The 16,225-nt window shown below is 71.7% G+C and carries 10 protein-coding genes; 5 read left to right on the forward strand and 5 right to left on the reverse strand.

The window, feature by feature from the left end; all coding sequences use genetic code 11:
* The first annotated feature begins 86 nt into the window (after nucleotides 1–86).
* Entirely contained in the window at nucleotides 87–1,352 is a 1,266-nt protein-coding gene (locus AB0B94_RS25515; protein ID WP_357285212.1) for an acyltransferase, read from the forward strand.
* A 109-nt stretch (nucleotides 1,353–1,461) separates the two neighbouring features.
* Nucleotides 1,462–2,640 carry a glycosyltransferase family 4 protein gene (locus AB0B94_RS25520; RefSeq protein ID WP_357285274.1) on the forward strand — a complete coding sequence of 393 codons (1,179 nt, stop codon included), beginning with the start codon at nucleotides 1,462–1,464 and terminating at the stop codon, nucleotides 2,638–2,640.
* On the opposite strand, the gene AB0B94_RS25525 is transcribed toward AB0B94_RS25520, so the two are convergent.
* The 3 genes from AB0B94_RS25525 to AB0B94_RS25535 are packed head-to-tail and all read right to left on the reverse strand — an operon-like array spanning nucleotide 2,625 to nucleotide 6,484.
* A complete protein-coding gene (locus tag AB0B94_RS25525) occupies nucleotides 2,625–2,819 on the reverse strand; it encodes a hypothetical protein (RefSeq protein ID WP_238667311.1) in 195 nt (64 codons plus the stop codon). The genes AB0B94_RS25520 and AB0B94_RS25525 overlap by 16 nt on opposite strands.
* Nucleotides 2,820–2,854: 35 nt before the next feature.
* A complete protein-coding gene (locus AB0B94_RS25530) occupies nucleotides 2,855–4,600 on the reverse strand; it encodes a hypothetical protein (RefSeq protein WP_357285216.1) in 1,746 nt (581 codons plus the stop codon).
* Complete coding sequence (locus AB0B94_RS25535) at nucleotides 4,601–6,484, reverse strand: hypothetical protein (protein ID WP_357285221.1); 1,884 nt, start codon at nucleotides 6,482–6,484, stop codon at nucleotides 4,601–4,603.
* Nucleotides 6,485–6,645: 161 nt separating this feature from the next.
* Between AB0B94_RS25535 and AB0B94_RS25540 the strand changes: the two genes are divergently transcribed.
* Both AB0B94_RS25540 and AB0B94_RS25545 read left to right on the forward strand, forming a co-directional pair.
* The gene (locus AB0B94_RS25540) at nucleotides 6,646–11,070 is read left to right on the forward strand and encodes an alpha-(1->3)-arabinofuranosyltransferase (protein ID WP_357285224.1); all 4,425 of its coding nucleotides are present in this window, start codon (nucleotides 6,646–6,648) and stop codon (nucleotides 11,068–11,070) included.
* On the forward strand, nucleotides 11,067–12,407 hold the full coding sequence (locus AB0B94_RS25545; RefSeq protein ID WP_357285227.1) for a polysaccharide biosynthesis protein: 1,341 nt from the start codon (nucleotides 11,067–11,069) through the stop codon (nucleotides 12,405–12,407). The genes AB0B94_RS25540 and AB0B94_RS25545 overlap by 4 nt, the downstream gene beginning before the upstream one ends.
* Here AB0B94_RS25545 and nudC read toward each other — a convergent pair.
* Nucleotides 12,304–13,221, reverse strand: coding sequence for an NAD(+) diphosphatase (gene nudC / locus AB0B94_RS25550; protein WP_357285230.1), 918 nt, complete (start codon nucleotides 13,219–13,221; stop codon nucleotides 12,304–12,306). The genes AB0B94_RS25545 and nudC overlap by 104 nt on opposite strands.
* 182 nt (nucleotides 13,222–13,403) lie before the next feature.
* On the opposite strand from nudC, the gene AB0B94_RS25555 reads away from it, so the two are divergent.
* Nucleotides 13,404–15,224, forward strand: a complete 1,821-nt coding sequence (locus AB0B94_RS25555; protein WP_357285235.1) for a VanW family protein — start codon at nucleotides 13,404–13,406, stop codon at nucleotides 15,222–15,224.
* Nucleotides 15,225–15,472: 248 nt separating this feature from the next.
* Here AB0B94_RS25555 and AB0B94_RS25560 read toward each other — a convergent pair whose 3' ends face one another.
* Nucleotides 15,473–15,733 (reverse strand): hypothetical protein, encoded by a 261-nt coding sequence (locus AB0B94_RS25560; protein ID WP_357285238.1) that lies wholly within the window; start codon nucleotides 15,731–15,733, stop codon nucleotides 15,473–15,475.
* Nucleotides 15,734–16,225: the final 492 nt, after the last annotated feature.

Below are 16,225 nucleotides of genomic sequence, written 5' to 3' on the forward strand. Positions count from 1 at the left end.
ACGACCTGTTGTCCGGGGCACCCGATCCTTAACATGGCGGGAGGTTACTCCCCGGTCACCTTCAAAGCGACCCCCTGGATGTCCAGATGTCCACAGCCGCCGCGCCAACAGTTTCGGAGCCTTCGGCAACCGGCCGACTTCCCGCCCTCGACGCGCTGCGAGCAATCGGCGCGGTGGCGGTCGTCGGTCACCACGTCGGGTTCCAGACCGCCGCCACCATGAACACCACCTGGGGCGGCTGGCTGGCTCGACTGGACGTCGGCGTCGCCATCTTCTTCGTACTGTCCGGGTTTCTGCTGTTTCGGCCGTGGGCGCTCAACGCCGCGACGGGCCGGAAGCGACCCCGCGCCGAGCGTTACCTGTGGCGGCGAGCAGTGCGCATCCTGCCCGCCTACTGGTTGGCGACAGTGGTCTGCCTGATCGTCCTGCCGCAGAACGGGCAGGCGTCCGTCGGCGACTGGATCCGCCACCTCACCTTCACCCAGATCTACCAGGCCGGGCAGTTGCGCGCCGGGCTCAGCCAGACCTGGAGCCTCGCCACCGAGGTCGTGTTCTACCTGATCCTGCCGCTGGTCGCCGTGCTCGCCGTCGGCAGGTCCTGGCGTCCGGTCCGGACCATCGTGATCGTCAGCGGAAGCGTGCTGGTGACCGCCGGGTGGCTCACCCTGATGGGGCTGGGCTGGCTCGACACCGCCCTGCACACCATGTGGTTCCCCTCGTACGCCGCATGGTTCGGCACCGGCATGGCACTGGCGGCGGCGCACGTCGCCCTGCGCACCGGGACCGCGCCCGCGGCTCTCCGGGTCCTTGACGACCTGGCCTCGGCGCCGGTCACCTGCTGGGCTGCCGCCGTCGGCCTGATGGCGATCGCGACGACGCCCGTCGCCGGCCCCCGCGACCTCAGCAAGCCGACGGCCGCCGAGTTCGGCGTCAAGCTGGCCCTCTACCTCGTGATCGCGGCGCTGATCCTGATCCCGGTGGCCTTCGGCGGGCCGAGCCGGGCCAAGGAGATCTTCGGCAGCTCGTCCGCCCGGTGGCTCGGCGCGGTCTCGTACGGGCTGTTCCTGTGGCACCCCATGGTCATCGAACTCATCTACCTTGTCGGCGACCGACAGTTGTTCACCGGCGGGCTGCTCAACACCTTCGCCCTCACCATGGCCTTCGGCCTGGTGTACGCAGCGGTCAGCTACTACGGCGTCGAGCGACCCCTGCAACTGCTCGGGTCGCAGGGCCGACGCCGATCCGCATTGCGTGGGCAGACGCCCGGGACCCCCGTCGCCGACGTGGCCGCACCGGCCACCACGCCGCCGACCGTCGCGGCTGGCACTCCGGCGCCCACCGTCGGCGGCTAGCGCACAGCGCTGGCCCATCGGGGCATTGCCGGCCGGCACACCAGCCCCTAATGTGACGCGGGTCGCTAAATTACTTGAGAGTAGGGTTCGCGTGGAGCGTCGCTTCGGCATGCCCGGACACGTGTTGTTCCTCAACTGGCGAGACACCCGCAACCCCGAGGGCGGCGGTTCCGAGGTGTACGTCGAACGGATCGCCGCCGAGCTGGTCACGCGCGGATTCCGTGCCACTCTCTTCTGCGCCGCCCACAGCCAGGCTCCCGCCGACGAGGTCAACGAGACGGGCGTACGGCTGGTACGGCGCGGCGGCCGACACAGCGTCTACCTCTGGGCGGCGCTCTGTTACATCGCGGGCGCGCTGGGCATCGGCCCGCTGGCGGCCCGCCGCGGCGGCCGGCCCGACGTCCTGGTCGACGTCTGCAACGGGTTGCCCTTCCTCTCCCCGCTGTGGGCACGACGCCCGGTGGTCAAGCTGATCCACCACGTGCACCGCGAGCAGTGGCCCGTTGTGCTTCCACAGTGGGCCGCCCGGTTCGGCTGGTGGATCGAATCGTCGCTCGCCGTACGCGTCTACCAGCGGTGCCGGTACGTCACCGTCTCCGAGGCGACCCGCCGGGAGTTGGCAGAGCTCGGCGTGCCGCCGGAGCAGGTCTCCGTGGTGCACAACGGCACCCCGACGCTGCCCCGCACCGACGCCGAACGGGCTACGTTCCCGCTGCTCGTGACGCTGAACCGTCTGGTGCCACACAAGCGGGTGGAGGTGGCGCTGCGGGCCGTCGCGGCCCTCGCCGACGAGCTGCCCCAACTACGTCTGGTCGTCGCCGGCCAGGGCTGGTGGGAGTCGCACCTGCGTGACCTCGCCGCGGAGCTGGACATCACCGAGCGGGTGGACTTCCGGGGCTTCGTGACCGAGGAGGAGAAGGCCGCCCTGCTCGCCTCGGCCTGGGTGGCCCTGACCCCGTCCCTCAAGGAGGGCTGGGGCCTCACGATCGTGGAAGCTGGTTCGGCGGGCACCCCGACCGTGGCGTTCCGGGGAGCGGGCGGAGTCGCCGAAGCTGTCGTCGACGGGCGTACCGGCCTACTGGCCGACGACATCGACGACTACCTGATGAAGGTGCGCACGCTTCTGCACCGGGATGAGCTGCGGCGGGAGATGGGCGCCCAGGCCCGGGAGCACGCCGCCAGCTTCACCTGGCAGGCCGCGGGTGGGCGCTTCGAGGCGATCCTCACCGGTGTGGAGTCGCCCCGCCCAGTGCAGCAGCGGGGCGAGCCGTCCTACCTGTCGCCGTAAACCGCCGGGGCGTACGGGTCCTTCTTACCGGCCCGCTTGGCCGCCTCCGTGACGAGCTTGGCCTCCTTTGCGGCCTCCTCGTCGGTGGCGGTCGCGGCGGCCGAGATCCCGCCGAGAGCCAGGATCCCCAGCAACGCCGCCACCAGGCCAGACACGACCAGGGTCAGAGCTCTACGCATGCCAATCCTCCAATGGCGAGACGTGCGAGCGGACGTTACCACGCGGTAGCTCGCCGGTGTAGTGCCGAAACGGCGGCAGCGATGACCACCAGAAGGGCAGCGCTGAGGGCCGCCACCACCGCCAGTCGGGCCGGTCCGGACCCGCCCGGTTGCAGCACGGTCTCCGGGTTGCGGTACAGCGTCAGGAACGGTCCGTCGTGGACGCGTTCAAGGCCGCCGAGCACCTGAGGATCCACCTCGCCGGAGACCTCGTGCTGCACCAGGACCCAGCGCACCCCGGTGGTCCAGACCGGCCGCCCCTCGGCCAGCGCCCGGCGTATCTCGCGGACGCGCGGGTTCTCGCCGGCCACCGCGACGTCGCCGACCCGGAGCGTGTCGTCGGTCAGCACCGTCCCCGGCAGGTAGCGCGGCGCCGGGTCCAGGACGACCCGACCAGGATTCCACGGGTACGCCCGGTAGGCGCTCAGCGGCAACGAGAGGATCTCCCCCGGCTCCTCCTCGATGTGCTCGGCCACCCGCTGCCACTCCGCCGGATAGCTCACCGGACGAAGCCGACCGGCACCGCCGAACGCCAGGTCCGGCAGGACCGCCACCGGCAGGAACAGCAGCCCGACCAGGACCACCCCGGCCACCTCCCGGTCGATCCGGGCCACCAGCCGCTCGGCCCCCAACGCCGCGCACACCACCAGCAGCAGGGCGTACGGCGCCAGGAACTTCTGCCCGTCCCGCAGCAGCCCCGCGCCGGGCAGGTGCACCACCGCCCAGCGCAGCGCGGCATCCCCGCCGGGGAGCAACCCGAAGGCGGCGAGCAGACAACCGGTCGCGGCGAGCACCGCCAGCCGCGCCGCCCCACCCGGGGATAGCCGACGCCGCAGCAGGCCCGCACCGACACCGGCCAGGATCAGCAGCACAAGAGTCGCCACCGGCACCAGTGGCGTCGCGCGACTGGCGGGGGTGGCCTGCGCGCTCCAGATACCGCCGGTGCCGGCCAACGCCACCAGCGGGCCGGCCCAGTTCTCCGCACGCGCCGCGAACGCCGCCACCCCCGCCGGGTCCGAGGAACCCGCGGCGCCGGTGACCACTGCCGCCACCACCCAGGGGGCGTTGAGCACGCCGACCGCGGCCAACGCCTGCCGGGACCGGTGCGGATGCATCCGCTGCGACACCAGCAGCGACCGGGGCGCGCGCATCCGGTCCGACGTCAGCACCAGCACCGTGCCCAGCGCGATCAGACCACCGGTCGGCGTGATGGCGGCGGGAGCGGCGGCGAGCACCACCCGGGCGAGCGCGCCGTCGCGCCCGGCCCGCAGGCCCAGCGCCGCCCGCACCAGCCAGGGCAGCGCGGCGTACGCGAGCAGCAGCCCCCACTGCCCGATCAGCAACCGTTCGGCGAGGTACGGCGACCACGCGTACGCCAACGCGGCGAAAAGCCGGACCGCACGCCGTTCGGTCGGCACCAGCCGGCCGGCGCCGACCGCCGCGAGGAAGACCGCCCCGGCGAGCGCCAACCGCTGCACCACCCAGCCCGGCATGAGCTGGGTGACCAGCGAGACCAGCGCGTCCATCGGCACCGCCCGGGGCAGGCTCTGCGCCGGGGCGACGAGATCCCAGGTCAACGGCTGCCGGGGTACGAACACCATGTCGTACAGCAACGCGTGGCCGGGTGCCGCCAGCGGGGCCAGCACCACCACGGTGACCGCCGCCGCGACCGCGTACAGCGACAGCGTGTCGGGCCTCCGCCGAGCCGGTGCGGCCTCGACGCCGCCGGTCGGCTCAACCATTCACGATGCCGGCACCGCCCGGCCGACGGTGATCAGCTCGGTGCACACCCCGACCCCTGGCGTTTGGACGGTGACCTCGACGGCGTCCCCCGCGCCCTCCAACAGGAAGAACAGGTCGTTCAGCCCACGCCGCAGAGTGATCTCGCGGGTGGCGTCCCCGAGCCGGAACAGCGCTGTCGAGTCACCCGAACTGAGATAGCCGAAGTGCACCACGTACGGCCACTCCACCAGGTAGCCGTCCAACGGGATCCGCGTGGGTCGGCCGCCCTGGGCCAGGTGTCCGCAACCGTCCACCGGGCCGGGCACGATCTTGCGTCCCTGGACCACCACCGGACGGATCCGGCCGAGATCATCGAACGTCGACGGACGCGCGGCCTCCGTCACGAAGGTGGGTCGACGCTCGGCCGGGCGGAAGAAGTGCGACTGGAGATTGTCCGGCCAGAAGTAACCGGCGATCACCCGGTCCGGGACCGCGGTGTCGAAGAAGACGGTGCCCGGCGGCGCTGCGGCCAACTCGGCCTGCGTCGTCGCGAGATAGTCCCGCCCGTACTTGGTACTCCAGTTGTCGCCGAAACGCGCAGTGCTCCACAGGGTGCCCACGCCAATGGTCACCAGGACGACGATCATCGAGACCAGGCCGACAGCGAACGCGCCCGGCTCCCGCAGGACCGTCGGCACCGGCCACGCCGACACCTCGTCCTCGTCGGTGTCCTTGATCCCCAGCAGGGCCGCACCCACACAGATCGCGGCGACCAGCACCACGTCGGCGACGTACCGGGGGACGACGCCGATCAGTGGGCCGAGCGGCCCACCCAGCCGGGTGATGGCGAAGAGCGCGGCGACCAGGCCGAGGTAGGAGGTCAGCAACAGCCAGGCCCGGCCGGCCGACGGACGCCGCCGGACGGTGACCACGACGAGCGTCGCCAACACCGCCCAGGACAACCACTTGGCGATGTCGTACGGATCGACGAGCGGGGGACCGTCACCGGCGTAGGTCCAGCGCCAGGGACCTCCGAGCAGACCCGGCACCACTGTCTCGCCGACCAGGTCACCGAGGAAGTTGAGGACCGGACCGACCGAGGTCGGGTCCCGCAGTTCACCAGAGGGGCGGGTCAGGTAGAACGCCAGGTATCCCCCCGACAGCGCGCTGAGCACCAGCCAGGCTGGCCAGTGCCGGCGGATCGCCGCCGCGAGACTGCGCCACACGCCACCGGAGGTGAAGAGGAAGACGGTCAGCAGGAACAGCAGCGGCACGATCAGCAGGGACTTGGTGTCGAAGAGCAGGCCGAACACCAGCCACAGCGCGACCGCCACGAGATGCCGCAGGCGACCGGTCCGCACGTACCGGACCTGGGCTGTCACCGCCATGACCAGTGCCAACTGCATCGGCAGCACGAGCAGCCCGACCAACCACAGCGAGGAGACCTCAAGCGTCAGCGGGCTGAACACGAACAGGCACAACGGAATGAGCAGACCCCAGCCGGGCCGGAGCAGATCGCGCAACAACCGGTACACGGCGATCCCGGTCGCCGCCTGGCCAACAGCCAGCAGCAACACCCACGGCCAGGTGGCGAAGCCCGCCGCCCGCACCATCGCCCACGCCACCAACAGGCCACCCGGCATGAGGTGGTTGTTGAACGTACGCAGGAGGTAGTCGGCGTCCAGCCCGGTGTCGAGGACCTGGGCGGCGATGACGAACTCGTCCTGCGAGAACCAGCCACGGGCGGCGAGGCCGGCGCGCCAGGCGACGGACACCGCGATGAGGGCGATCGCCACGGCGCGGACGGGGTCGGCGCGGAGCCATCGGCCGATCGGCCCGGGCCCGTCGCCGTCGGACGCGACGCGTTCCGGATGCGTCTCGGCCTCAGCTTCTGGCATTGACATGGTCGGCAGCCTGCCACACGCTTACACGCCGTGGGGACGGCCGTTCTCCCGATAACGCCGCCGCAGCGCCCCTGGTCGCCCGTCCGTGCCCGGTCCGGATAACGTCGCGCGACAGTCGTCGGCTGCAGGTGCGCGTCCGGCCGGTGAAGACAGGAGCCGAAATGCGTGCAGAGGTGGCCAGTGACGCCGCTCCGGGGTCCAGCCGGAGCCGGCACACGGCCCGACGGTTCCGGCACCTGGTCATCTGCATCGCTCTCACCGCCCTCGCCTTCCAGCAGGCCCCGGGCCAGGTCGTCCCGGACACCAAGGTCGACCTCAACGTCAACCCGGCCGGGTGGCTGCTCCGCTCGCTGCACCTGTGGGATCCCACCGGCACGTTCGGCCAACTACAGAACCAGGCGTACGGCTATCTCTGGCCGATGGGCCCGTTCTTCCTGCTCGGGTCGGAGTCCGGCCTCGCGCCGTGGGTGGTGCAGCGGCTGTGGTGGGCACTGCTCTTCTGTGTCGCCTACCTGGGGGCGGTGCGCCTGGCGGGCCGGCTCACCATCGGAACCCCCGCCGGGCGCATGATCGCCGGCGTCGCCTTCGCGCTGTCACCGCGCATCCTCACCCAGCTCGGCTGGTCCTCGGTGGAAGCCTGGCCCAGCGCCGTCGCCCCCTGGGTGCTCATTCCACTTGTCGGTCTCACCGCCGGCACGCGACTGCGACGCGCCGTCGCCGCCTCAGCCCTCGCCGTCGCCTGCGCCGGTGGGGTCAACGCCACCGCCGTGTTCGCGGTGGTGCCACTGGCCCTGCTCTGGCTCGCCACCGTTCAGCCCGTACGCCGCCGGATCACCGCCATCGCCGCCTGGTGCGGCGCGGTGGCCCTGGCCACCGCGTGGTGGTTGGTCCCGCTGCTGGTCCTCGGCCGGTACAGCCCACCCTTCCTGGACTACATCGAGACCGCCCGAAACACCACGAGCGTCACCGACGGGGTGACCACCCTGCGCGGTGCCTCCTACTGGGTCGCCTACCTTGCCTCTCCGTTCGGACCGACCATCCCCTCCGGCGCGCGACTCGCCAACGAGGCGGTGCTGGTCGCCGCCACCCTGGCGGTCGCCGCCCTCGGTGTGCTCGGGCTGTCCCGACGGGGGATGCCGCACCGCCGGTTCCTCATCACCGGTCTGGTGCTCGGCGTCGCGCTCGTCGGTCTCGGGCACGTCGGCGACCTGCCGAACATCCTCACCGGGCCGCAGCAGGAGTTCCTCGACGGCGTCGGCGCACCCCTGCGCAACGTGCACAAGTTCGACGTCCTGCTCCGCCTACCAGTGTGCCTGGGCATGGCGCACCTGATCGGGCTGGCCGTCCGGGCGGCGCGCATCGCGCCCGCGCGGCACCGTCAGCAAACCGTCGCACGCGCCTGGCTGACCGCAGGTGCCGCGATCATCGCCGTCACGGCGGTCGCCACGCCCGCCCTCGCGGGAGGTCTCGCCACCCCGGGCAGCGTCAAGGAGGTGCCCGGCTACTGGCACGACGCCACCGACTGGCTCGACGCGAACACGGGACGCGGGCGGGTGCTCGTCGTACCCGGGGCGCGTTTCCCGTCGTACGACTGGGGCAACACCACCGACGAGATCACCCAGCCGCTGCTCAACAGCCGGTGGGCAGTACGCAACGCCATCCCCTTCACCCCACCGACCACGATCCGACTGCTGGACGTGATCGAGTCGACGCTCGCCACCGGCGCCGGGTCGACCGGCCTGGCGGACCTGCTGGCCCGATCCGGAATCAGTCACGTCCTGTTCCGCGCCGACCTCGACCACGGCCGCTCCGACACGGCCCGCCCAGCGGTGGTCCGGCAGGCGCTGGAGCGCTCACCCGGGTTGACCCGCGTCACGTCCTTCGGCCCCCTGCGCGGCGGGCCCTCGTCCCCCGACGAGTTCCGCGACCACGGGCTCGACGTGCCCGTCCGGGCGCTGGAGGTCTACCGGGTCGACAGGCCCGTCGAGCCGGTGGTCGCCTACGACAGAGCCGACGTGGCGACAGTGGTCGGTGGCCCCGAATCACTGCTCGACCTCGCTGCGGCCGGGCAGCTCGGCTCGGCGCCCACCGTCCTGGCCGGCGACGCGTCGACCGCCGACGTTGCCGGACCGGTGGCGATGACCGACGGCCTGCGCAGGCGGGACGTGTCGTTCGGCGGGCTGCGCGACAACACCTCACAGACGATGACCGCCGACGACACCTTCGACGTCACCGCGCCCGCCCACGACTACCTGCCCGAGTGGGGTGCGGAACACTCCACAGTCGCCCGTTTCGAGGGCATCGACACGATCCGCACCTCCACCGCCCGTTCGCAGGTCGACTCCCCCGGCGGCGCCCGCCCCGAGCACCAGCCGTACGCGGCGATGGACGGCAACCCGGCGACCTCCTGGCAGTCCGCGCCGTACTCGCCCAGCGACCAACAGTGGATCGAGGTGGGCCTCGCCAACCCGACGACTGTCACCCGGGTCGAGGTGTGGTTCGACCTGAAGGCCGATGCCCTGCCCACGACGGTGACAGTCAGCGCCGGGTACGAGAGCAGCACCGTCGAACAGTTCAGCGACCACATGGTGTTCGAACTGCCCGGCGTCCACGCCACCCGCGAGGTCCGGGTCTCGGTCGACAGCGCGTACGACCTGCGCCCGTTCGGAAACGGCTCGGTAGGTGTCGCAGAGATCAAGATTCCGGGCATCCAGACCAGCCGCACCCTGGTCCTGCCCACCGCACCGGTCACCGACCGGCCGGCGACCGTCGTCGTGTCCGCGGCACCCACCACGCCGGCCTGCTTCTCCGTCGACGGGCACCCGCGCTGCTCCAGCGACGCCATCCGTGGTTCCGAGGACGGGTCCACCATCGACCGGACCCTGAGCCTGCCGGCCGGCGGCGCGTACGACGCCAAGCTGTGGGCCCGGCCGACGGCCGGCCCCGACCTGGACAACGCCCTCGACAAACTGGTGACCGACGCGCAGCCGCTGCGCCTCACGGCGCAGATCAGCGCCTCCTCCACCGCCGTGCCCGACCCGACCGGCCGGGCCGGGGCGGCGCTCGACGGGAACCCGGCCACCAGTTGGTCACCGGCGATCGACGACGAGGCGCCGATCCTGCGACTCAAGTGGCTCAAGCCGCAGACCATCACCGGGCTCCGCTTCTCGGCCGACGACAAGACAGCCGCCACCCGTCTCGGCAGTGTGCGCGTGGTCGGCGACGACGGCTTCCGCAGCAGCCTGCTCGGCGACGACGGGCTGCTCCGCCTGGACCCGCCGATGCGGACCGACGAGATCACCATCCAGTTCCTCGACAAGCCGTCCGCCACCAGCACCGACCCGTACAAACTGCGGTTACCCGAGCGGTTGCCGGTCGCGGTCGGCGAGGTGACGGTGCTACCCGGAGCACCCACAGTCGGACCGCGCCTCGACACACCGGTGTCGCTGGCCTGCGGATCGGGGCCGACGCTCCAGGTCGGCGCGGCGCGGGTGACCACCACGTTGCGCGGCACGCTCCGCGACCTGCTGGAAATGCGCGAGATGCCGGTGACGCCGTGCGGTCGGAACACGCCCCGGCAGCTAGACCTGGGCCGCGGGGAGCACCGTGTCGTCGCCACCGCGAGCCAGCTGGCCTCGCCCACCAGGGTCGCCCTGGTACCGAAGACGACCACGCCGACCTCGGCGACCGCCACTGCCAGCGCCGCCGAGATCGAATCCTGGGCGGCCACCGAACGACGGGTACGGGTGGCCAGTCACCCCGTCGAACGGGTCCTCGCCGTACGGGAGAACACCAACACCGGCTGGCAGGCCACCCTTGGCGGGCGGACGTTGAAGCCACTGGTGGTGGACGGGTGGCAGCAGGGCTGGATCCTTCCCGCCGGCGCCTCCGGAGAGGTGCTGCTGCGTTTCGCCCCGGACACGCCGTACCGCCTCGGGCTTTTCCTCGGCGGCATCCTGCTCGCGGTGGTGGTCCTGCTCGCTGTGCTGCCCGCCGGACAGCCCACCGGGCGAACCTCGACGACCGTCAGACCACGCGGCCGACGTCGAGTCACCCGCTCGCTGCCGCTGCTGGCAGTCGGGGCCGCCGCGCTGGTGCTGTGGAGCGGCCTCATCGGCGGCCTGCTGGTCGCGGCGGGATTCATGCTGGCGGTACCCGGCCCACGCCGCCTGCAGTGGCCGGCCGACCCACGTCGGGCCAGGACGCTCAGCCGGGCCGTCGAGACCTGGCTTCCCGGCGCGCTCGTCCTGCTCGCCGGGTTGCTCTACCTCGACTCGACGCGGCGGAACACCGACGCGTTCGTGCAACTCACTGTCGTCGCCGCCCTGGGTGCCCTCTGGCTCTCCACCGCCGCCCGACGACGCCCGGTACGCCGGCCCACGCCAACCGCCCGGACCTCAGCCGCTGCGGCGGCGGCGCTGGTCGCGGAGGGACCGAATCCGTACCCGGCCGAGCCGGACGGGACCGGGCCGGTTGCGGCTGAACCGGACGCGAGCGAGCCGGGCCCGACCGAGCACGACGTGGCCGAACCGGCGAGGTCCGGCCCGGCCGACGGGCCGCTCCCGACCTTCTCCGAGATCACATGAGCCCTCGACGACCCGTCCGTCGGGAGACGACGGCCCAGACGGAGCTGACACGCGGATGGAGTACGGGCCTCGGCGCTGCTGGGGTCAGCGTCACAATGGCCGGGATCCTGGTCAACGGCCTGGCCTACCTGGTGCCGGTCCTGGCCGCCCGGCGGCTCGACCCGGCCGACCTCAGCACGCTCGCCACCGCCCTCGGTCTGGTGGCCATCGTCGGTGTGCCCGGGCTCGGCCTGCAACTGGCCGTCGCCGTGCACCGCGCCCGGCACGGCGCGTCAGACACTCGGCGGCTCACCGCCGTCACCGCCGCAGTGTGTGCGGGAGTGCTCGTCGCGGCGACACCACTGCTGGTCACCGCCCTGGATCTCCCGGTCGAGATGCCCGCGCTGCTGGCGGTCACCACCGCGGCGATAGTGCTCTCCTCCCGGTCCCTCGGAGAGTTGCAGGGTGGCCAACGCTTCGTACCACTCGCCATCGGGATGGCAGTGCTCGCCGCCGGCCGCTACGGCGGCGTGATCGCCGGGTTGCTGCTCGGCGCGGGACCGACCGGCGCGCTTGCGGTCAGCGCGTTGACCGCCGCCCTCACCCCTGCGGTGCTGGCCCGGCTCGCCCGCGAGCCCCACCTGGCGTCCACCGCCCCACGGCTGACCGTCGCTCAGGTCGTCGCCGGCTGCGGTGCGACAGTGGCGATGCTCGTCGTCTCCTACGCCGACCTGCTGCTGTCCCGGCAGCTGCTGTCCCCGTCGGATTCCGGGGCGTACTCGGTCGGCACCGTGCTGAGCAAGGGCGCGCTCTGGGCACCGCAGGTCGCCGCCGTCCTCGCCCTACCGCGGCTGGCCCGCGGTGACCGGCGCAGCCGAACGGTTGCGCTGGCGGTGACAGGCGGATGTGGAGCGGTGCTGGTCCTCGCCTCGACGCTCGCCGGAGGGCTCGCCTTCCGCCTCGCCGGTGGGCCCGACTACGACCACCTCGGCCGGTACGCTCCCCTCTTCGCGGCGGTCGGTGCGCTCTACGCGGTGACGTTCGTGCTGCTCAACGACCGCCTCGCGGCCGGCGCGCGCTGGGCGTCGGCACCGCTGTGGGTGGGCGTGGCCGGCCTGGTGGTCGTCGCCGCGACCCTCCGGCCCCACACCGTCCCCGGTCTACTCGTCGCGGCAGTGGGCACGGCCATCGTCACCACCGCGCTGATGGCGGTCACGGCCCGTCGGCCCGCGCCGGTTGCGGCAGCCGAGCCGACTAGCCCTCCGCGAGCCAGTCCGTCAGCAGCCGGTGGTCGATCGAGTCCACCCGACCGAGCGGACGACCCGAGGCTGCCCGGTCCCGCAACTCCGCCCGGGTGAACCAGCGCGCCTCCAGCAACTCCTCGCCGTCAACGCGTACCTCGTCGGAGGTGGCGGTGGCCCGGAAGCCCACCATCAGGCCGGCGGGGAACGGCCACGCCTGTGACCCCTGGTAGGTCACGTCGGTGACGGTCACGCCAGCCTCCTCGCCCATCTCCCGACGGACCGCGTCCTCCAGGCTCTCGCCGATCTCGACGAAGCCGGCCAGCGTCGAGTACGCGTCCTCTGCCGCGCCCGCGTGCCGGGCCAGCAGACAGCGCCCCGACCGCCCGGGTGCCTCGACCAACACGATGATGGCCGGTTCGATCCGGGGGAACAGCAGACGTCCGCACTCCGTGCCGGTGCAGGTCCGCAGGTGCCCGCCGCCGCCGACAACGGCCGGCGCGCCGCACGTCCCGCAGAATCGCTGCTGCCGGTGCCAGTGCAACAAACCCCTGGCGTACGCCAGGACGGCCGCGTCGCCGGGTTCGAGCCGCCCGACCAGGGCCCGCACGTCCACGGACCGCACCGCACCGGTCATCTCGACGGCGGACCGCTCGGGGAGCGCGGAGAGGTCCGCGGCGAACACGGCGGCCTCCCCATCGAGCCCCAGGAAGACGGTCTCGCCGGCGGCGGACCGCACCAGCGCCGCGCGCTCCGCGCTGAGCCGAACCGGCCCGTGCCCGTCCACGAGACAACGGTCCCGCCACATCGGCAGCAGCACGCTGGTCGCGTCGGTGAGCAGCGCGCCCAACCTTGTCGGATCGGTGCGCAATGGTCCCGCCCGGTCCAGCGATCCGCCCCCGTACGCCAACACCCGCTCCGCAGTGCCCACCCGGTCACCGTGCCACGTCGGTGGTCGGCCGTCGGCACCGCCCCCGGACCACTGCGACACGCCGAACGACACGCGGTAGCAGCGCCTGACGGGCGCAGCCGACGAGGACGGCCGGGCATTCGTTACCGTAGGTGCCTCCGGGAGGGAGGACCTCCCGCGGCACCCTGGCGATCGAGGTTGCAGTGACGCTGTACGGCGAAAACAGTCCACCCGCCGACGACCGGCCCACCGTGCAGGTCACCGCTGTCACCTGGCCGGACGACGGGGCTGAGCCGGTCACCACAGCCGCCCCCGGCGAGCCGGACGGTGGCCCGCGCCGGCCGCGTCGGGTGCGCATGCTGCTCGCCGCCGGCATCACCGGTGGCGTCCTCGCCGCGGTGGCGGGTGCCGGCGCCTGGGCGTACGCCGGTGATGTTCCCCGTGGCACCAGCGTGCTCGGCACCGAACTGGGCGGCCGGAGCCGCGCGGACGCCGACCGGGAGTTGCGGGCCGAGCTGGACCGGCGGGCGGCCGAGCTGGCCACGCCACTGAAGGTCACCGTCGACGGGCGCACCGCCGAGATCAACCCCGCCGACGTGGGGCTGACCGTCGACGTGCCGGCGACCGTCGCGGCAGCCGCCGAGGCCGACGCGCACCCGGTCAGCCGGTTGGTCGGCTCCCGCACCGTCGAGCCGGTGGTGACCGTCGACGTGGGCCGGTTGGACGACGCGCTCCGTAAGGTGCTCGGCGACCAGGCCCAGGGCATGACCATGCCGGCGATCACCTATCAGGGCACCACGCCGAAGGTCGTACAGCCCAAACCCGGGCTGGCTCTGAACCCGGAGCGCTCCGCCGAGGTGGTCCGCACCGGCTGGTTGGCCGGCACCCCGGTCACAGTGCCCCTGGTCGAGACTCACCCGGCGACCACGCCGGACGAGTTGGACCGGATGGTCACCGAGCTGGCGAAGCCGGCGGTCGCCGCACCGGTCACCCTGCGCACCAACAAAGGCCAGGTGACGATCCCGCCCACCGCCATCGCGAAGAGCCTCCGGTTCGCTGCCGACAAGACCGGCAAGCTCACCCCCTCGGTGGACGTCAAACGGCTGCGGGCGGCGCTCGGCGACAAACTGGCCGCCATCGAGGTGCCACCGAAGGACGCGACGATGACGATTTCCGGCGGCCGGCCCACCGCCAAGGAGGGGCAATCCGGGCAGCAACTGGACACGGCAGCCCTCAGCCGAGACCTGCTGGCAGTACTACCGAAGGCGGACGGCCGCGAGGTGACCGGCGAGTTGAAGCCGACGCCGCCGCAGCTGACCGGGGAGAAGCTCGCAGGCCTGGGCATCAAGGAACGGGTGTCCACATTCACCACCCGGTTCACCGGCGGCATGGCCTCGTCGCGCAGCCAGAACATCGCGACCATCGCGAAGAAGGTGGACGGCACCGTCGTACTACCTGGGAAGACGTTCTCGCTCAACGGGCACACCGGCGAGCGCAGCTACGCCCAGGGCTACCGGGACGCACCTGTCATTCTCGACGGCAAGCTTGTGCCGGGCGTCGGAGGCGGCACCTCGCAGTTCACCACCACGCTGTTCAACGCTACCTACTACGCCGGCCTGGAGGACGTCGAGCACAAGCCGAACTCGTACTGGTTCGACAGGTACCCGGCGGTGATCGAGTCGACAATCTTCTGGCCGAACCTGGACTTCAAGTTCCGCAACAACACCGAGTACGGCGTACTCATCGACACCTCGTACACGTCCAGCACGATCACCGTGTCGATCTGGAGCACGAAGATCTACGACAGCGTGAAGACCGAGTACGGACCGCGCCGCAACATCACGACACCGAAGCAGATCCATCTGGCTCCCGGCCCCTCGTGCATCGAGACCAACGGCATCAACGGCTTCACCCAGGACGCCTTCCGGGTCATCAAGAAGGGCGGCGTGGTGGTCAAGCGGGAGAAGTTCACCTGGCGCTACGACGCTGAGCCCCGCTACGTCTGCGCGCCGAAGACGTCCTGAGGTCCCACCCGAACCGGTTCGCCCTGCTCTGAGATCAGCCCGACTCTAAGGTCAGCCCTGCTCTGGGTCGGCAGTGCTCTGGGTCAACACTCTCTGGGTCAACCCAGATCTGGGGTCGGCGCTGCTCTGGGATCGGCTCAGGTCTGGGTCAGCCCAGGTCTGGGATCGGCCCAGGTCTGGGATCGGCCCAGGTCTGGGATCGGCCCAGGTCTGGGTCAGCCCAGGTCTGCGTCGGCCCAGGTCTGGGGTCAGTTCGGCGGTGTTGCCGTCGTGCCCGTTGCGCTCCCATTGCGCTTGCCGCCCTGCGGCGGCATTGGCACCGTGCGAGTCTCCTGCACCCGGATCTCGGCCCGGAAGCGGTGCACCGCGGGGTGCCACATCTCCTCGAACGGACCCATGACCTCACCACCGATGCCACGACGACGGACCCGGGACGCGAGCCACCAGAGGATGCCCAGGACCGCCGCAACGCAGCCCACGAACACCGCAGTTATCAGGACCTCATCCACAGGCCGAGCCTAACCCTGGGCGCCGGCCCGGCCCTGGGCGCCAAGCCGCCCTGAACCGCCGCGATCTTGCACTTTTGGTCGTCGAACCACGAACTATGAGCCGGTTTATCGCCGCAGAAACTGCAAGATCGCGGGATGAGGGGGAGCGCGGGTTCGGGGTGGGGGCAGCACCGGCCCGGACTGCTCACCTGCTGACCGCGAGTGGCGCTGACTGCCGCCATGGCGGCCGGCCGGCCGCAAGATCGCGCAACATCCTGGTTCTAGTGGCCTCACGAGGCGCGGACGCCACTACAACCAGGATCGAGCGTGACCTTGCCGTCGGGCCCCCTGTTCCCGACCTCGCCGGCCGTCCTGCCGGGAGGTCAGGGGAACGGGGGCGATCATCCACGGGAACCTTGAACGCAGAAAGGGCCACCCCCGTGTTGGGGGTGGCCCTTTCTGAAAGATTGTCCGGCGGCGTCCTACTCTCCCACACCCTCACGAGTGCAGTAC

Origin of the sequence: Micromonospora sp. NPDC048986, from assembly GCF_040649335.1 — a bacterium.
Lineage (GTDB): Bacteria > Actinomycetota > Actinomycetes > Mycobacteriales > Micromonosporaceae > Micromonospora > Micromonospora alfalfae.